At 37.5% G+C, this 17,163-nt stretch carries 18 protein-coding genes; 14 read left to right on the plus strand and 4 right to left on the minus strand.

Features of this window, described 5'->3' with window-relative positions:
• Nucleotides 1–149: 149 nt before the first annotated feature.
• Genes IGJ03_RS01695 through IGJ03_RS01725 form a run of 7 tightly spaced genes read left to right on the plus strand, consistent with a single transcriptional unit; the run spans nucleotide 150 to nucleotide 5,475 of the window.
• Nucleotides 150–953: a PTS mannose/fructose/sorbose/N-acetylgalactosamine transporter subunit IIC gene (locus IGJ03_RS01695; protein ID WP_002358431.1), complete on the plus strand. Its 804-nt coding sequence runs from the start codon at nucleotides 150–152 to the stop codon at nucleotides 951–953.
• Nucleotides 946–1,764 carry a PTS system mannose/fructose/sorbose family transporter subunit IID gene (locus tag IGJ03_RS01700; protein ID WP_010777381.1) on the plus strand — a complete coding sequence of 273 codons (819 nt, stop codon included), beginning with the start codon at nucleotides 946–948 and terminating at the stop codon, nucleotides 1,762–1,764. The genes IGJ03_RS01695 and IGJ03_RS01700 overlap by 8 nt, the downstream gene beginning before the upstream one ends.
• A 30-nt stretch (nucleotides 1,765–1,794) precedes the next feature.
• Nucleotides 1,795–2,271, plus strand: coding sequence for a PTS system mannose/fructose/N-acetylgalactosamine-transporter subunit IIB (locus IGJ03_RS01705; RefSeq protein ID WP_438711064.1), 477 nt, complete (start codon nucleotides 1,795–1,797; stop codon nucleotides 2,269–2,271).
• Between the two features lie 16 nt (nucleotides 2,272–2,287).
• Nucleotides 2,288–3,139 carry a MurR/RpiR family transcriptional regulator gene (locus IGJ03_RS01710; protein WP_002355339.1) on the plus strand — a complete coding sequence of 284 codons (852 nt, stop codon included), beginning with the start codon at nucleotides 2,288–2,290 and terminating at the stop codon, nucleotides 3,137–3,139.
• A gap of 14 nt (nucleotides 3,140–3,153) precedes the next feature.
• Nucleotides 3,154–4,044, plus strand: a complete 891-nt coding sequence (gene murQ, locus IGJ03_RS01715; protein WP_375804739.1) for an N-acetylmuramic acid 6-phosphate etherase — start codon at nucleotides 3,154–3,156, stop codon at nucleotides 4,042–4,044.
• A 12-nt stretch (nucleotides 4,045–4,056) separates the two neighbouring features.
• Nucleotides 4,057–5,046, plus strand: a complete 990-nt coding sequence (locus IGJ03_RS01720; RefSeq protein ID WP_010777382.1) for a serine hydrolase domain-containing protein — start codon at nucleotides 4,057–4,059, stop codon at nucleotides 5,044–5,046.
• Nucleotides 5,047–5,055: 9 nt separating this feature from the next.
• Nucleotides 5,056–5,475 carry a PTS sugar transporter subunit IIA gene (locus IGJ03_RS01725; protein ID WP_218391401.1) on the plus strand — a complete coding sequence of 140 codons (420 nt, stop codon included), beginning with the start codon at nucleotides 5,056–5,058 and terminating at the stop codon, nucleotides 5,473–5,475.
• Between the two features lie 178 nt (nucleotides 5,476–5,653).
• On the opposite strand, the gene IGJ03_RS01730 is transcribed toward IGJ03_RS01725, so the two are convergent.
• Nucleotides 5,654–6,463, minus strand: coding sequence for a DUF1189 domain-containing protein (locus IGJ03_RS01730; protein ID WP_002355344.1), 810 nt, complete (start codon nucleotides 6,461–6,463; stop codon nucleotides 5,654–5,656).
• Nucleotides 6,464–6,656: 193 nt separating this feature from the next.
• Between IGJ03_RS01730 and IGJ03_RS01735 the strand changes: the two genes are divergently transcribed.
• The 7 genes from IGJ03_RS01735 (at nucleotide 6,657) to IGJ03_RS01765 (ending at nucleotide 13,440) form a co-directional block, all read left to right on the plus strand.
• Nucleotides 6,657–7,265: a superoxide dismutase gene (locus IGJ03_RS01735; protein ID WP_002361201.1), complete on the plus strand. Its 609-nt coding sequence runs from the start codon at nucleotides 6,657–6,659 to the stop codon at nucleotides 7,263–7,265.
• 147 nt (nucleotides 7,266–7,412) lie between these two features.
• The gene (dapF, locus tag IGJ03_RS01740) at nucleotides 7,413–8,393 is read left to right on the plus strand and encodes a diaminopimelate epimerase (protein ID WP_010777383.1); all 981 of its coding nucleotides are present in this window, start codon (nucleotides 7,413–7,415) and stop codon (nucleotides 8,391–8,393) included.
• Between the two features lie 149 nt (nucleotides 8,394–8,542).
• Nucleotides 8,543–9,751: an LCP family glycopolymer transferase gene (locus IGJ03_RS01745; protein ID WP_002390468.1), complete on the plus strand. Its 1,209-nt coding sequence runs from the start codon at nucleotides 8,543–8,545 to the stop codon at nucleotides 9,749–9,751.
• Nucleotides 9,752–9,881: 130 nt separating this feature from the next.
• Nucleotides 9,882–10,583, plus strand: a complete 702-nt coding sequence (gene nagB / locus IGJ03_RS01750; protein WP_002355352.1) for a glucosamine-6-phosphate deaminase — start codon at nucleotides 9,882–9,884, stop codon at nucleotides 10,581–10,583.
• Between the two features lie 95 nt (nucleotides 10,584–10,678).
• A complete protein-coding gene (locus IGJ03_RS01755; protein ID WP_002355354.1) occupies nucleotides 10,679–11,380 on the plus strand; it encodes an MgtC/SapB family protein in 702 nt (233 codons plus the stop codon).
• Between the two features lie 158 nt (nucleotides 11,381–11,538).
• Nucleotides 11,539–12,108 (plus strand): LemA family protein, encoded by a 570-nt coding sequence (locus tag IGJ03_RS01760; protein WP_002386098.1) that lies wholly within the window; start codon nucleotides 11,539–11,541, stop codon nucleotides 12,106–12,108.
• Between the two features lie 45 nt (nucleotides 12,109–12,153).
• Nucleotides 12,154–13,440, plus strand: a complete 1,287-nt coding sequence (locus tag IGJ03_RS01765) for a TPM domain-containing protein (protein ID WP_010824387.1) — start codon at nucleotides 12,154–12,156, stop codon at nucleotides 13,438–13,440.
• 39 nt (nucleotides 13,441–13,479) lie between these two features.
• Here the strand turns inward: IGJ03_RS01765 and nrdF are convergent, their stop codons facing one another.
• The 3 genes from nrdF to nrdI form a co-directional block, all read right to left on the minus strand.
• Entirely contained in the window at nucleotides 13,480–14,445 is a 966-nt protein-coding gene (gene nrdF, locus IGJ03_RS01770; RefSeq protein WP_002355357.1) for a class 1b ribonucleoside-diphosphate reductase subunit beta, read from the minus strand.
• A 200-nt stretch (nucleotides 14,446–14,645) separates the two neighbouring features.
• Nucleotides 14,646–16,805, minus strand: coding sequence for a class 1b ribonucleoside-diphosphate reductase subunit alpha (nrdE, locus tag IGJ03_RS01775; RefSeq protein ID WP_002355358.1), 2,160 nt, complete (start codon nucleotides 16,803–16,805; stop codon nucleotides 14,646–14,648).
• Nucleotides 16,786–17,163, minus strand: coding sequence for a class Ib ribonucleoside-diphosphate reductase assembly flavoprotein NrdI (gene nrdI, locus IGJ03_RS01780; RefSeq protein WP_002355359.1), 378 nt, complete (start codon nucleotides 17,161–17,163; stop codon nucleotides 16,786–16,788). The genes nrdE and nrdI overlap by 20 nt, the downstream gene beginning before the upstream one ends.

Raw genomic sequence — 17,163 nt, forward strand, 5'->3', positions numbered from 1 at the left:
TAAACCGTTTTCTTTTAGTATAGCACAAAAATTATATAAGAAATGCAATTTCATTTAAAAATATTTTTAAAAAGAACTTGAAATGATATTTCTTTAATGGTATTCTACAAATACAAAAAAGAAAACGCATTCAAGGAGGATGAGAAAGCATGACAGTATCGATTGGTATTATTTTGATTTTATGTCTTTACACAGTTGTTGGTGTACTTGACCAAATTTCTATTCAGATTGGTCCATATACACCATTGTTTGCTGCAACGTTTACTGGCCTAGTCTTAGGAGATGTTCAAACAGGTTTGATGATTGGGGCAACGCTTCAATTGATGACATTAGGCGTAGCGACTTATGGAGGAGCAACAGTCCCAGACTTTCTTTCAGGGGCCATTATGGGAACGGCTTATGCAATCATTTCAGGGAAAGGGGCAGAGTATGGTATCGGAGTTGCGGTTCCGATTGGGTTATTATTGACACAACTAGATATTTTAGGCAGAATGGCTAATACGTTTTTCCAACACAAAGCAGATCGCTATGCGGAAGAAGGCAATTATAAAGGGGTCGAGCGTTGCAATGTTTTAGGAATTTTTCCTTGGACGATTTCTCGTGTCATCCCAGTTTTTATTGGCCTAGCTTTTGGTGAACAAGTTGTAAACGCTATCAATAATTGGATTCCTATTTGGGTGATGAATGGGCTAAAAGCAGCAGGCGCTATTTTACCAGCGATGGGGATTGCTATTTTAATGCGTTACTTACCAATTAAAACATACTGGCCCTATTTTATTATTGGGTTCGTGTTACTTGCTTATGGGGCCCAATTCTTCTCAGTTTTAGGTGTCGCACTGGTTGGCTTGGCTTTAGCAGCGATTTATGTGATGAATCATAACAAAGGCGGCGCAGCTACAACAAGTGGCACGGTTATTTACGAAGATGATGAGGAGGTTGAGATTGATGACTAACAAATTAACAAAAAAGGATATTAATAAAGTTTACGTCCGTAATCTTTTTGGCTATCAGTGGGGCTGGAACTATGAAAAAATGCAAGGACTTGGTTACGCTTGGGTGATGATGCCTGCATTAAAGCGACTATACAGTGAAGATCCAGTAGCTATGAAGAAAGCCTTGAAGACACATCTTGGCTTTATGAATACAACGCCAGCCATGTCGCATTTAATTGTCGGAGCTGATATGGCTTTGGAAGAAGAAGTTGGCATTGAAGATGAAACGGCCATTACTGGTTTGAAAACAGGTCTAATGGGTCCGTTTGCTGGTGTTGGTGATACCATTTTTATCGCGATTTATCGTGCGATTGTTTTTTCGATTGCAGCTTACATGGCGCAAGGGGGCCAGGTTGTTGGGTTAATGATCCCGTTAATTGCCGGAGCAGTGGTCCTATGGGTTCGCTATAAATTCACTTGGATTGGTTACCATCAAGGGAAAAAAATTGCGACAGAATTTGCGGATAAAATGAAATTGTTTACGCAAGGTGCAGCTATTTTAGGGTTAACGGTGGTCGGCGGTTTGATTCCTTCGGTAATTACTTACAAATTAGATTTAACTTATAAAATGGGAGATGTAACATTATCTGTTCAAGAAATGTTGGATAAAATTTTACCCGCATTAATTCCTTTAGGGATTGTTCTTTTATCCTATTGGTTACTAGGGAAAAAGAAAATGAATTCAACACGGTTAATCTTTGTTTTAATTTTAATTGGCATGGTTTTAGGCAATTTACAACCAATGTTGGCTTGGGTTGGCGGTTTATTTTAAAAAAATAGTATATAATAGGAGAGATTTATTATGACAATTGTACATGCAAGAGTAGATGAGCGTTTAATTCACGGACAAGTTGCAACCGTTTGGACGAATACGGTTGGAGCACAAAGAATCATGGTAGTAAATGATGCCGCTGTCAAAGATCAATTACAAATTGGTGCCTTAAAAATAGCTAAGCCTGCAGGAGTTAAATTATCCATTTTATCAAAACGTAAAGCGATTGAAAAAATTTTAGCAGGCAATTATGATGAAGAAAAAGTCTTTTTAATTACGAAAGACATTGCAGACATGGCGGCTTTAATTGATGGCGGTGTCCCATTACAGAGCTTCAATGTCGGCAATATTTCTCAAAAAGAAGGCAGTCGTGCAATTAAAAAATCTGTTGCATTAACCGATGAAGATATTCAAACCGTTCGTCGTTTAACAGATAATGGGGTGACTATTACCGCACAGATGATCCCTTCTGAACCAAACGAAGCAATTTTAACTTTCATAAAATAGAAATGGAGATGAGAAGATGGAGCCAATCCGTTCAATCAGACAAAAATATAAGGACTTTTCCAAAGTAAATAAGAGAATCGCAGACTATATACTGAAGGATCCGACCCGTCTTCTCTCATTAACAGCAAACGAAATTGCTAGCAATAGCGAAACTTCTCCAGCATCAGTTACCCGTTTTTCTAAACAATTAGGGTTTGACAGCTGGGAAGAGTTAAAACTATCCATTGCAGCGGTACAAGCTGCCAGTAACGGTAAAAAAGATATTGATCCAATTGTAGCGGCGGATGATTCGGTGGATACTATTTGTATGAAAGTAGAATCTTTATTAAATGCTACGATTGAGGATTTATTTTATACAGTGGATAAACAAGCCTTGGAACGAGCAATCGCGCATGTTAAAAAAGCGGAAAAAATTCATTTGGTTGGAATTGGTGCCTCTTCTTTAACGACTTATAATCTTTATCACAAGTTTAACCGCGCTGGTCGCCAAGCAATTTTTAATTATGATAGTCACATGATGTTGGAGTTTTTAAATTATGCAACGGCACAAGACATTTTGATCACGGTCTCCTATAGTGGTTTGACAAAAGAAGCCTTAATTGCCTGTGAAATTGCCAAAAATAGAGGCGCAACGGTTATTTTTATTACCAGTAACGATGGAGAAAACGTGCGATCATTGAGCGATGAAGTTCTTTTAGTACCAAATAATGAGCACCTTATTCGAGTTGGGGCCATTTCATCGATTGCTTCGTCAATGGCAATTGGCGATGTTCTGTATTTAGGTTCAATTCAAGATGATTTAGACACAGAAATTGAACGCAATATGATTGAAACGAGTCAACTTGTCAGCCGTCTAAAAGAGAAGTAGGGGTGTGCAAGAAAATGAACTTAGAAGGATTAACGACAGAAGCCAGAAATGAAGCGACTAAAAAGATTGACCAAGTGTCAACATTAGAGATGGTGACTTTAATAAATCAAGAAGACCAAAAGGTAGCACAAGCAATTGAAAAGGTGCTTCCGCAGATTGCTGCAGCAATTGATGCAGCGGCAGAACGATTTAAAAAAGGGGGCCGTTTAATCTATTGTGGTGCAGGAACGTCTGGACGTTTAGGTGCTTTGGATGCGATTGAATTAACGCCCACATATAGTGTGTCGCCAGAACGCGCATTTGGTATTTTAGCTGGTGGTGAAAAAGCAATGTATCAAGCAATTGAAGGCGCTGAAGACTCGAAAGAATTAGCTATCGAAGATTTAACGCAACATCAATTGACCGCCCGAGATGTCGTAATTGCGATTGCTGCTAGTGGTCGGACACCATATGCTGTTTCCGCAATTGAATACGGAAAAAAAGTGGGCGCTCTAACCATTTCAGTTACCTGTAATAATCAAAGTCCGATGAATCAATTGGCGGAAATTGGGATTGCGCCAATTGTAGGACCGGAAGTCATTACAGGGTCAACTAGAATGAAAGCGGGTTCAGCACAGAAAATGGTGTTAAATATGTTTTCAACAGGGATTATGGTTAAAGTAGGGAATATCTATCAAAATTTTATGGTCAACGTACAACCAACGAACGAAAAATTAATGCAACGTGCCACGAATATCATTAAAGAAGCAGCAGAAATCGAGGAATCGCAAGCCAAAGAATACTTGGAGGCAGCGCAGCTAGAAGTGGCACCAGCCATTGTAATGGCGAAAGCTCACGTTGATTTTCAAAAAGCCAAACAACTATTAGCAGAACATGACGGACGGATTTCAGAAGTTTTAGCATAGAAGTGGTGAACAATGAATCAAATCGCAATTCAAGAAACAATTCAGAGACTGATTAATCAGCAAGTCGTTCCGGGTGTCGCTTGGGGGACAATCACAGAAGATAGCTTATCAGAACAGTATACGGGCTTTTTAGGTAATACTGGTCCATTTGCAAGACAAAAGATTTCATCAGCTAGCCTGTATGATTTAGCGTCCTTAACGAAAGTTATTGGGACAACAAATCGAATGTTACAATTAATCGATACAAATCAGCTTGCTTTTTCAACCACTGTGGGGGAAATCCTGCCTGATTATCAAGGACTATCTTGTTCGATTGGGGAGCTTCTACTGCATCAGAGCGGACTGCCAGCTGATGTTGTCGATAAGAAAAATGTCACAAAAAAAAGCTTGCAAGAAATCATTTTAACGCATTCGTTATCTGAACGAGGGAAAACCACTTATTCTGATTTAGGGTATTACTTATTGGGAGAAATTATTCAAGTATTGGATCGCTGCTCATTAGAAGAGAGCTTTCAAACATACGTATTTCAACCAATGAACCTACAGCATACAAGTTTTACGGTCAGCGATTTTGCCCAGGCAGTGCCCACAGAAATTACAAAACAACGCGGCGTTATTCAGGGGGTAGTCCACGATTCGAAAGCCTATCAACTGAAAGCGCCAATTGGCAGTGCAGGTTTATTTGCAACTTTACCAGATTTACTCACTTTTGTTCAGTGTTTTATGAACAATCGCTACCCGTCTGGCAAACCATTATTTTCTGAAAAAATGTTCACTGCTCTCTGGTCTATGAATCAAGGGGGACGTACATTTGGTTGGGAAGTGAAAAAGACGCAAGTCGGGGCAGACTATTTGTATCATACTGGCTTTACTGGAACGGCGATTGGTATGAAAAAAGAGACCAAAGAAGCCCTAATTTTGTTGACGAATCGGATTCATCCCACTCGTGAAGAACGTGGTTTTCTGAAAGCACGAACAAAAATTTATCAGCAGTATTTTTAGGAGGATATGATGAAACCAAAATTAATTTTAATGAGCCATGGACGGATGGCAGAAGAAACCTTAGCTTCTACTCAAATGATTGTCGGGAAATTAGCAGATGCTGCGATTGTGTCAATGACCGCAGAAGATGGCTTGAGCGGCACGCAAGCAAAACTGGCAGCAATCTTAAAAGAAGCTGGCAATGTCCCGACGCTTGTATTAGCTGATTTAAAAGGAGGAACACCTTGTAATGTGGCTATGATGGCCATGGGCACTTATCCGCAATTGCGAGTAGTCGCCGGACTTAATTTAGCAATGGCAATTGAAGCAGCCGTGTCACCTGTGGAAAATGTGGATGAATTAGCTGCATATTTAACGCAAATTGGCCAATCTGCGGTGACCACGATTGACTTACCTGAATTAACAGATGAAGAAGAATTTGAAGAATAGAAAGAGGTCGGGACGGAACCGTTTAGCTCCGAGAAATAAGAAGGAATTTCCGAAAATTGCTTTTTAATTTTTGGAGAATTTCGGCTTATTTCCGAAGGAGTTGGTTCTGTTCCCGCCGTTTATCAGGTTTTGAGCCTGGAACAAAAATCCAAAGTGATTTTTGTCCCAGGCTCTTTTTTTAAGAACCAGGGATATTCCGTGGTTCGTTTTTGGTTGTGACAAAGAAAAAGAACAGACTTAGTAAAATAACTAGGATGCCATCGTTAAACATCGGATTTACGAAGTTTAAAATAGCACTTAAGATAACTGGCACGGTAGCACAATACGTAATAATTTTTAAACAATCAATCAAACGTAAAGAATAAAAACGTAATTTTGAATAGAGAGATGCACCGATAGCGGCAATCAGTAAGTCTAAAACTAAACCGATTAGAACAGGGTAAATAGCCACTAAAAAGACAATGAGTTTTGTCCACCAGGGGATCGCTGCCTCACTTAGCGCAGTCTTGATACTCTGAGCGTTAACGCCATCTAAGGTTCCTTTACTATAGGGGAAGATAAATTGGTCAGTGCCTAGAATTGATTCAGTTGCGCCTGAATTTGGTAAGGCGACTACAAATTCATCTTGTAAAAAAGCCAAACCAAACGCATTACCAATTAAATCCTTTTGGACATCAGCGGCTGTACGCTTTCCATCTGGATCAAACGTAAAAATAATCGAGTCGGTTTGATAAATAAAGCCAGATTCTTTGGCCTTTGTTTGCAACGTGCCATTTTCAATAGAAAAGTCAGGCAACTTTTCTGCAATTTTTTGGCCATCTTGTTGCACCTCTTGTAGCACAGAAAAGACTTGTTTGGTAATAGGTAGTGCTAAAATAGCACTTAAAAAAACAGCATAGAGAATTACTTTCCAAAACGCCATTTTTTTCGCATGCCGTAATTCTGAAACTGAAAAAAAGGCCTGCTTAAATAATTGCAATGTATTCATTTATTTACTCCTCACATCATTCTTCTACAGGTCATTCTAGCGAATTTATGAGGGAAACACAAGGTAATCTCCCTCTTTTGTAAAACTTTTCTTTTGGCAAGCAAACTATTTTGTAGAAAGCGGTTCACTCTGTTATCATAATAGTTGTATGAAAGACGTATGTTACATACTAAAAAATAGGGGGATTTAAAAAATGACTTACACATTACCAGAATTACCATATGCTTATGATGCATTAGAACCTTACATTGACGTGGAAACAATGCACTTACACCATGATAAACACCACAACACTTATGTGACTAACTTAAACGCAGCGATTGAAAAACATCCAGAATTAGGCGAAAAATCTGTAGAAGACCTAATTTCAGATATGAATGCTATTCCTGAAGATATCCGTACTGCCGTTCGTAACAATGGTGGCGGTCACGCAAACCATACATTCTTCTGGGAAATTATGGCACCAAATGCTGGTGGACAACCAACTGGCGCTATTAAAGAAGCAATCGATGAAACATTTGGTAGCTTTGATGAAATGAAAGCTGCTTTCAAAACAGCTGCAACTGGCCGCTTTGGTTCAGGTTGGGCTTGGTTAGTTGTGAATAACGGTAAATTAGAAATCACTTCAACACCAAACCAAGATTCACCATTAATGGATGGCCAAACACCTGTTTTAGGTCTTGACGTTTGGGAACATGCGTACTACTTAAAATATAAAAACGTTCGTCCAGATTACATTGAAGCATTCTGGAACGTTGTTAACTGGGATAAAGTAAACGAACTTTTTGCAGCAGCAAAATAAGTTTGCCAATTGTGAAGGAAAGAGTCAAATGACGGCTGTCATTTGACTCTTTCCTTTTACAAATCCAGGGTCGAAATAGTTGTTCGTTTATGGCATACTAAAGTAAGTAGGGAAAGATAACGGATACATAAAGAAGGAGCTAAAAAAATGAATGTTATGATGCAAAAAGTACACGGGTCAGAAAATGATTTCTTTTTATTGGATGAAACACAGTTTGAGCGTTCTTTAACCGCTGAGGAAATTGAGCAATTGCGCATCCAGTTATGTTCGCGGGAAACAGGATTATTGGCGGGAGCAGATGGGTTACTTTTGGTAGGAGAAGGGACTCACGGCACGTCCAATGCTAGAATGCGAGTGATTAACAGCGATGGTAGTGAAGCAAGCATGTGCGGGAACGGCTTGCGTACGGTTGCCCGTTATTTATCTGAAAAAAACCAAGAAAAATCATTTACAGTTGAAACAATGTTTGCAGATTTGAAAGTACGTCAAGCCCCCAATTTAGCTGAAGAAGTAGCGACTTACCAAGTGGAAATTTCACCAGTAAGTTTTGAAGCAGTCACTATCCCAATGCATTTAGGGGTCCAAACATTAATTGATGAAATCGTACCAGCCTTATCTAAAACCATTCGCTTTACAGCGGTAGCAGTGCCTAATCCGCACCTTGTAGCATTTGTGGATCACGAAACCTTAAATGGTCCAGAATTTGAACGAATCGCTACCTATGTAAATAATGAAAATCCATATTTTCCAGAAGGGATAAATGTGAGTTTTGTTGAAATTCTTGGCAAAAATCAACTATTTGTTCGAACGTATGAACGTGGTGTAGGTTTTACAAGTGCTTGTGGAACAGCCATGTGTGCAAGCAGTTTACTTTATACGTTATTGAAAGATGGTGTTTTTTATGAAGAAATAACCGTCAAAAATGCTGGAGGTATGGTGAAAACAGTCGTCCACGAAACGTCAGATGGCAGTTATTGGATGGAATTAATTGGGAATGCCACGATTACGCATTTGATTGAAGGATCACTGACTGATTTACTAAATGGTGCATTTGAGAAAATAACTATTACTGAAACGAATGAACAGAAACATTATCAAGAATTTCTGCAAACACTTTCTCAAAAATAACAATTGTTCCTTGATAAAGCGCTCTTTTATTTTACAATTGTGTTAAGTTCTTGTTCCAAAAAATAAAAAATATTGCTTGAATAAGCAAACTATGAGAAAATAAAGGGCATGAATTAAGAATTATTCTTAGATAAACGAGGAAGTGTCTTATGAAACTATGGAAAAAAGTAGTACTGGGCTTCTTGAGCGTCTTGCTAGTGGTAGTAGCTGGGGTATGTGCTTACGGGATTAAGATGTATTCAGATGCCAATTCAACAATTAATGGGATCTATCAATCAGTTAACCGTAAGTCCAATAAAGGAGCCACGGCCAATATTGATGCGCAAGAACCATTCTCTGTTCTTTTAATGGGGATTGACACAGGCGATTTAGGCCGAACAGAGCAAGGTCGTTCAGATACTACAATGGTTGTAACCATCAACCCGAAAGAAAACAAGTCCACAATGATCAGTTTGGATAGAGATATTCTAACCGATATTGTTGGAAATGACACACAAGACAAATTGAACCATGCCTATGCATTTGGTGGCGCCGAAATGGCGATTAATACAGTCCAAGAATTACTGGATATTCCCATCCATCACTATGTATCCATCAATATGAAAGGGTTAAAAGACCTGATTGATGCGGTAGGCGGTATTGAAGTAGATAATACGATTGGTGAATTTACGTTGGACGGTATTACTGTTCCAGCAGGTAAAATCAAGTTAGATGGCACGACAGGTTTGGCTTATGCGCGGATGCGTCACGAAGATCCTGAAGGAGATGTGGGTCGTCAACGCCGCCAACGAGAAGTTGTTGAGAAAATTGTGCGCAAAGTCATGAGTTTTGATGGTGTTTCAAAATATCGAAAAATTCTTGATGCTGTTGAAGCCAACGTAAAAACAGACTTAACTTGGGATGACATGATGGACATCCAATCAAAATATTTATCTGCCTTTAAAACAATTGACTCAGAACAATTACAAGGATACAGTGCAACCATTGATGATATTTATTATCAAGTCCTAGATCCAAATAGCTTATACAAAACACAAACAACGCTTAGAAAACAACTTGGTTTAAAAGAACATGCTTCTGAACGTGAAAAAGATTTAGCCTTTTATAATCAGTTTAGCTATGCTGTTACAGATACTGCACTGATTGGTGAATCTGGTGATTCAAGTGCTAATAGCTCTACTAGTTCGAGTAGCACAGCGGACACCACAGCCGGACAAACAGAATACAACGGCAATACGCAACAAGCAGCAGAAGGAGCCTACGATCCGAATACGTACGTTGACCCAAATGCGTACACAGATCCAAACGCTTATGCTGATCCAAATACGTATGTGGATCCCAACGCACCGCAATATTAATCTGTTAAACAAGCTCGAAAACTTCTATTTCTGATGGGAAATAGAAGTTTTTTTCTTTTATTCTAGAAATTTTTTTCAGAAGGTGTTATAATTGGACTATACCAAAATAAACCGTAAGGAGCGTGTCAAAATGCAAATTATCCGTGTAGCAAATGCAGAAGAAGGCGGCAAAAAAGCGTTTGAATTAATTAAAGAAGGTATGAACAATGGTGCGAAAGTTTTAGGCTTAGCAACAGGTAGTACACCAGAAACATTATATAAAGAAATGACAGCAAGTGATGTCGACTTTACAGAAATGACTTCTGTAAACTTAGATGAATATGTTGGTTTAGGTGGCGAAGATGAGCAAAGTTACCGTTATTTCATGAACAAACACTTATTCGACAAAAAACCATTTAAAGAAACATTTGTACCAAATGGTAAAGCAGAAGATTTAGATGCTGCTTCCGCAGAATATGAAAAAATTATCGATGCACATCCAGTAGATATCCAAATCTTAGGTATTGGTCAAAATGGACACATTGGTTTCAACGAACCAGGCACACCTCTAGATAGCTTAACACATGTCGTTGAGTTGACTGAATCAACAATCAACGCAAACAAACGTTATTTTGACAAAGTAGAAGATGTCCCAACACGTGCTGTTTCTATGGGGATTGGCTCAATCATGAAAGGTAAAAAAATGATTTTAATGGCTTATGGCGAAGCAAAAGCAGAGGCCATTAAAGGAATGATTGACGGACCAGTAACAACAGACATGCCAGCAAGTGCATTACAAAACCATCAAGATGTTGTTGTAATCATTGATGATGCAGCTGCAAGTAAATTATAATCGTTGATGAAAAAGAACTTGAAACATAAGGATTTCCTTATGTTTCCAGTTCTTTTTTTGTTATACTGGAAGTAATAGAAGAAGAGGTGAAAAGGATGTTACAGCTAACAATTCCAGAAATTATTTTACGGTTAGTCCTAGCGATGGTGATGGGTGGTGCAATTGGTTTTGAAAGACAATATAAGAATCGCCCAGCAGGGATGCGCACTCACATTTTAGTTTGTATGGGCGCGGCTATTATTGCGTTAATTCAGTCGCAAATTGCAATCAATGCATTGAAAGATGCGTTAGCTAATCCGGCTTTGACGGGGGTCATTCGTTCAGATCAAGCAAGGTTGATTGCACAAGTTGTAAGTGGAATCGGCTTTTTAGGTGCTGGAACCATCATTGTAACGAAACAAAGTGTCACCGGATTGACGACAGCAGCGTCACTATGGACCGTTGCTGGTTTAGGGATCGCGGTGGGCATGGGCTACTATACGATTGCCTTAACAAGTTTTATCGGTGTATTATTTGCCTTAACCATTGTCAAACGAATTATTCACGTACCAACAATCAAAAAATTAGAAATTCGCTATCAACATAAACAAGAAACCAAAGAATTTATTAATCAGTATTTTGAAGAAAAACATATTGAAATTTATGATGTGAATTTCAATGTTTCTTGGGTGGATGATACAAAAATCTATACGAATATCTATACTATTGATTTGCCTAAAGGCCTAACGTATGCCGATGTTATCGAAGATCTATCTGTTTCAAATAATGTAACAAAATTACGATTGATTAATGTGTAGAAACATCTATTTATAATTAATGACAACCGCTATAAGTTAAAATGCTTATGGCGGTTTTCTTCTAGGGCCTAGGACTGATTTTTTAAGTTTAATATTTCAAAAAGATTACAAAAGAGTTATGATTGTATTACGAGTTAGAAAGAAAGGTGATAAGTAAGATGAATAAAAAAAATAAATTTCTTAGTATTATTGTTGTTGTCGTTGTGATTATTGGTGCATTTGTGATGAAAGCTTATAATCAATTGATTACTTTAGATAATAAAGTCGAAGCAGAATGGTCACAAGTAGAGAATGTAATGCAAAGACGGGCTGATTTAATTCCGAATCTTGTCAGTAGTGTTCAAGGCAGTATGACTCAAGAAAAAGAAGTTTTAAAAGAAATAACGGAAGCACGTAAAGCATACGCAGGAGCAAAATCTTCTTCTGAAAAAGGGCAAGCAAATGAGCAAATTGAAAAAGGATTAGGTAATTTTGTTACAGTATTGAATGAAGATTACCCAAAGTTAGCTTCTTCTGAAAATGTCAAAACCTTAATGACTCAATTAGAAGGATCTGAAAATCGAATTTCTGTTGAACGCCGTAACTATATACAAGCTGTTGAAACATATAACCAACAGATTTCAAAATTCCCTGATAAAATAATTGCAAAACTTTTAGGATTTGAGAAGAAAACTAACTATGTTGCGACAGAGCAGGGAAAAGAAGTGCCACAAGTGGAATTTAAATAAAAAATTTGTAGAAAATTTGGGTTAAAAAGAAAGAAGTGAGGAAGGTTGGATAAAAAAGTCGAAAAAATTCAAGAAAAAGTTCGTTTGTTTTATAAAAAGCATCAGCGGAATACAGCGATTGTTGTGGTAATTAGTTTAAGTATGATTTTAATATTAGGAATGGCTGCTTGGTATGAAGGAAAGGGAATCTCCTATGAAGCAAAACAAACTGCACTGAGAGAGAAGCAACATGCCTTACAAAAAAAGAGAGACGATATTTTAGCAGGGAAAATGACTGAAGCGTCAACCCAGACAACAATAAATAACTTTTCTAAACAAGAAATAACTGGTGAAAATGAATTAGTGACAATTACTGGAACGAATGGGCAGTTGAACATTAATGATGCTAATATCTATGTTTCAGATAATGCAGGTATTGTCTCAAATCAACTTAAACAGAAAATGTTTCAATTGAATCAACAATTGTTGGAAAATGCGAATGGCGCACAATTTATGCTTATTACCGTTCCTGCGTTACCTAGTGGGGAATCTGTTGAATCTTACAGCAATAAGATTGCTAATCAATTAGGTGTAGGGGATCGTGAAAAAAATAATGGTGTGGTTTTTCTAATGGCAATTGAGGATCGCGAGTCTCGCTTGGAAGTTGGATATGGCTTAGAGAGTATTTTAACGGATAGCTATGCGGATGATATTATTAATAATGAAGAAGTAAAAGAGGCTTTTAGAGACGAGGATTATAATACAGGTCTCAATAAAATTATTGATCAAGTATCGGCTGCAATCAATTCAAAAACCGCACAAGTGGATAATGAATTAACAAATATACAAACAGAGTTAAACACTAACACAACGAAAAGAAATGTTCTTTTAATGGCAAGTATTGCTGGGATGCTCATTTGTGCTATTTATATTTTACAAATTTTAAGAACAAGAAAACTTGTTAAAAAAATGTATCAAGATTATTTGAATTGTTTACCAACAAAGGCTGTCCTAAATAACTCAGAACAGACAAAGAAAGTATTAAATAAGATGAAAAAGACTTCTTTTTATTGTTTATATCTTAATGGAGCAACGTTATTTGCCACAAAAGGGAAAATAAGACGTGCCACTAAGCGTGGTTCTTTACTAAGTATATATCCAAATGCAAAAAAACAATCTTTTGGGCGTTTATTAGTAGGAGATACTTTATATAGTTATGATGGTAGTGTTTTGACGTATGCTTATTTAAACTCACAATACAATCCGTCTAATCATAGTAGTTCTGGTAGCGGCAGTGGTGGTTCATTCGGTGGCGGCTCATTCGGCGGTGGCGGCGCCTCAGGAAGTTGGTAAAATAAAAAGCTAGAAACGTTGATCGTTTCTAGCTTTTTGCTATTTATCTAAACCGTAAAGATAGTCATCATCTTTCATGGCTTCAACTGTTCCTAGTAAATAGCCATTTCCTACTTGGGAGAAGAAGTCATGGTTGCTAGTTCCTGTCGAAATACCATTCATTACAATCGGGTTCACATCATTGGCTGTATCCGCAAATAAGGGATCCATACCTAAGTTCATTAAAGCTTTGTTGGCGTTGTAACGTAAAAAGGTTTTTACTTCTTCGGTCCAACCTAAGTCATCATATAATTCTTCTGTATAACGTTCTTCGTTTTCGTACAATTCGTAAAGTAAATTATACATCCAGTCTTTTAGTTTATCTTGCTCATCTTCTGGTAATTCATTAAATCCTAATTGGAATTTATAGCCAATATACGTGCCGTGCACTGATTCATCACGGATAATCAATTTAATAATTTCAGCGACGTTCGCTAGTTTATTGTTTCCTAAATAGTAAAGAGGAGTGTAAAACCCAGAATAGAATAAAAACGTTTCTAAAAATACACTAGCAATTTTTTTCTCTAACGGAGTACCGTTTTTATAAATTTCGTTAATCCGTTCTGCTTTATATTGCAGATGTTTGTTGGTATTTGTCCACTCAAAAATATCATCAATCTCTTTTTTTGTATTTAATGTACTGAAGATAGAAGAATAACTTTTGGCATGGACAGATTCCATGAATTGGATGTTATTTAAGACGGCTTCTTCATGGGGCGTCCGCACATCATTTCTCAGTTGATCCATGCCGCTTTCTGATTGAACAGTATCTAATAAAGTTAAACCGCCGAAAACGTAGCCGACAGTAGTTTTTTCTAAATCGGAAAGAGTCCGCCAATCATCTAAGTCATTGGATAACGGAATCCGTGTATCTAACCAAAATTGTTCGGTTAATTTTTCCCAAGTGGATTTATCAATGACGTCTTCAATGGCGTTCCAGTTAATTGCTTCATAATACGTTGCCATGGTTATTCCTCCTGTATGCTGGGACAGCAGTCTGTTTGACTAGTTGTCTCGTTTCTTCGCTTAAAACGTTCTACAGAGTCCAAATAGGAGCGTGCAGCCGTTCTTCTTTGTCCAGTATATCTGAAAATGTCCTGTTTAAAAAGAGAACATTCCTAAAAAATAAGACGCTCAAGCAGAACGCCTTATTTAAGTGCTTTTCATTAAATCACGCAAGACTCACATTGATTGCTGCCAATTTCTTCAGCATCATCTGTAAATGTACGAATATAGTAAATTGATTTAATCCCTTTGTTGAACGCATAATGACGTAAAATGTTTAAGTCACGGGTTGTTTGTTTTGGTGTTTCTTTCCATTCATACAAGCCTTCAGGGATTTCTGAACGCATAAACAAGGTTAAACTCATTCCTTGATCAACGTGTTGTTGCGCTGTTGCGTAGACATCAATCACTTTGCGCATATCCATGTCGTAAGCAGAAGTATAGTAAGGGATTGTATCATTAGCTAAATAAGGCGCTGGATAGTAAATCTTACCAATTTTCTTCTCTTGACGTTCTTCAATCATACGAGTAATTGGATGAATGCTGGCACTAGTATCATTAATATATGAAATTGAACCATTTGGCGCTACGGCTAAACGATTTTGATGATAAAGACCATCTTTTTTCACAGCATCGCGTAACGCAGCCCAATCTTCAGCCGTTGGAATCTGAATGTCTTTGAAAATTTCTTTCACTTTATCAAATTTTGGTGTAAAGTTGCCTTCAATATATTTATCGAAGTAAGCACCAGAAGCATAATCTGATTTTTCAAAATTATGGAAGACTTGGTTACGTTCTTTCGCAATTTGGTTACTTTCCATTAAAGTCCAGTAATTTAATAACATGAAATAAATGTCTGTAAAGTCTAATGATTCTTCAGAGCCGTATTCCATATGATTTTTAGCGAAGAAGGTGTGTAAGCCCATTGCGCCTAGTCCGATTGTATGGCTTAAACGATTTCCATTTTGGATAGTTGGCACGACATCAATTTCAGAAGCATCTGTTACAAAAGTTAACGCACGCGTCATAGCGCGGACAGATTTTCCAAAGTCAGGACTTTCCATTAAATTAACAATGTTAGTTGAACCTAAGTTACAACTAATATCTGTTCCTAAAACTTCATATTCTTGTTTCCCATTAATAACAGAAGGCGTTTGAACTTGAAGAATTTCAGAACATAAGTTACTCATGATAATCTTGCCATCAATCGGATTGTTTTTGTTAGCAGTATCAATATTGATGATATAAGGATAGCCAGATTCTTGTTGTAATTTAGAAATTTCATTTTCTAAGTCACGGGCTTTAATTTTACGTTTACGTATGTTTGGATTGGCCACTAGGTTATCATATTCTTTGGTAATATCTACATAGGAATAAGGCACACCATATTCACGTTCCACACTATAAGGACTAAATAAATACATATCTTCGTTGTTACGTGTTAATTCGTAAAATTTATCTGGAACAATAACACCAAGAGACAACGTTTTTACACGGATTTTTTCATCAGCGTTTTCTTTTTTAGCAGATAAGAACATTTCAATATCTGGATGGAAGACGTTTAGATAAACCACACCAGCACCTTGACGTTGACCTAGTTGGTTAGAGTAGCTAAAGCTATCTTCAAATAATTTCATAACAGGGACAACACCACTTGCTGCGCCATCATAACCTTTGATTGGTGCGCCCGCTTCACGTAAGTTGGAAAGAGTAATTCCTACGCCGCCGCCGATTCGTGATAATTGAAGGGCAGAATTAATTGAACGCCCAATGCTGTTCATATCATCTGTTACTTGAACTAAGAAACAAGAAACCAATTCACCTCGGCGTTTACGCCCAGCGTTTAAGAAAGAAGGTGTGGCTGGTTGATACCGTTGATGGATCATTTCATCCGCCAATGTTAAAGCCAACTCTTCATCGCCATCCGCAAAATACAAGGCATTAAAGGCAACCCGATCTTCATATGTTTCTAAATACTCTGTTCCGGCGTTGTTCTTTAAAGCGTATTGAGAATAAAATTTATAAGCCGCCATGAAAGACTTGAATTGGAAATGTTGTTCATCTAAGAAAGCATATAATTTTTCAATAAAGTCCATTGAATATTTTTCGATGAATTCAGTTTCAATAAAATCTTCTTTCATTAAAAAGTTGATTTTTTCTTCAGCAGAGCTGAATTTACGTGTATTCGGTTCTACATTTTCTTTAAAGAAGGCTGCGAGTGCTTCTTTATCTTTATTTAAAGGGATTTGACCATCAACAGGACGGTTAATCTCGTTATTCAGTTTGAAATAGCTGACATCTTTAATTTCTTTTAGACTCAATTTCTTCCACTACTTTCTTAAAGGTCTCCACGTCTTCGTCTGTTCCGCTAAACTCAAAGGAGTATAGAAGCGGAACGTGGTAATCGCGGGCAATATCTTTGGCGGTATAGACAAATAATTCAGCAAAATTACGGTTGCCCCCACCAGCTACACCAACTAACAGTTCTTGATTACTTTTATAATCAAGAAAGTCATTCACTACCTCTGTAATTTCTGCATCATAGGTAGGAATGACAAGAATAAAAGGCTCATTTATTTCAAAAAAAGGATTCGCTGGCTCAAGTTCATAAGCAGGCAAATCCAATTTTTTAATAAAGCGCCTTGTTTGACCGGTGACTGAAAAATAAACAAGTTTCAT

The sequence above is a fragment of the Enterococcus sp. DIV1315a genome, assembly GCF_051712325.1.
In the GTDB taxonomy this organism is placed as follows: domain Bacteria; phylum Bacillota; class Bacilli; order Lactobacillales; family Enterococcaceae; genus Enterococcus; species Enterococcus faecalis.

What these genes read in the sequence shown, in the direction of transcription:
- dapF (WP_010777383.1), top strand. Translation starts at nt 7,413, where the DNA reads ATGAATGTTATGATGCAAAAAGTACACGGGTCAGAAAATGATTTCTTT.
- IGJ03_RS01725 (WP_218391401.1), top strand. Translation starts at nt 5,056, where the DNA reads ATGAAACCAAAATTAATTTTAATGAGCCATGGACGGATGGCAGAAGAA.
- IGJ03_RS01695 (WP_002358431.1), top strand. Translation starts at nt 150, where the DNA reads ATGACAGTATCGATTGGTATTATTTTGATTTTATGTCTTTACACAGTT.
- IGJ03_RS01730 (WP_002355344.1), bottom strand. Translation starts at nt 6,463, where the DNA reads ATGAATACATTGCAATTATTTAAGCAGGCCTTTTTTTCAGTTTCAGAA.
- IGJ03_RS01760 (WP_002386098.1), top strand. Translation starts at nt 11,539, where the DNA reads ATGAATAAAAAAAATAAATTTCTTAGTATTATTGTTGTTGTCGTTGTG.
- IGJ03_RS01700 (WP_010777381.1), top strand. Translation starts at nt 946, where the DNA reads ATGACTAACAAATTAACAAAAAAGGATATTAATAAAGTTTACGTCCGT.
- nrdF (WP_002355357.1), bottom strand. Translation starts at nt 14,445, where the DNA reads ATGGCAACGTATTATGAAGCAATTAACTGGAACGCCATTGAAGACGTC.
- IGJ03_RS01720 (WP_010777382.1), top strand. Translation starts at nt 4,057, where the DNA reads ATGAATCAAATCGCAATTCAAGAAACAATTCAGAGACTGATTAATCAG.
- IGJ03_RS01710 (WP_002355339.1), top strand. Translation starts at nt 2,288, where the DNA reads ATGGAGCCAATCCGTTCAATCAGACAAAAATATAAGGACTTTTCCAAA.
- IGJ03_RS01705 (WP_438711064.1), top strand. Translation starts at nt 1,795, where the DNA reads ATGACAATTGTACATGCAAGAGTAGATGAGCGTTTAATTCACGGACAA.
- IGJ03_RS01735 (WP_002361201.1), top strand. Translation starts at nt 6,657, where the DNA reads ATGACTTACACATTACCAGAATTACCATATGCTTATGATGCATTAGAA.
- murQ (WP_375804739.1), top strand. Translation starts at nt 3,154, where the DNA reads ATGAACTTAGAAGGATTAACGACAGAAGCCAGAAATGAAGCGACTAAA.
- nrdI (WP_002355359.1), bottom strand. Translation starts at nt 17,163, where the DNA reads ATGAAACTTGTTTATTTTTCAGTCACCGGTCAAACAAGGCGCTTTATT.
- nagB (WP_002355352.1), top strand. Translation starts at nt 9,882, where the DNA reads ATGCAAATTATCCGTGTAGCAAATGCAGAAGAAGGCGGCAAAAAAGCG.
- IGJ03_RS01745 (WP_002390468.1), top strand. Translation starts at nt 8,543, where the DNA reads ATGAAACTATGGAAAAAAGTAGTACTGGGCTTCTTGAGCGTCTTGCTA.
- IGJ03_RS01755 (WP_002355354.1), top strand. Translation starts at nt 10,679, where the DNA reads ATGTTACAGCTAACAATTCCAGAAATTATTTTACGGTTAGTCCTAGCG.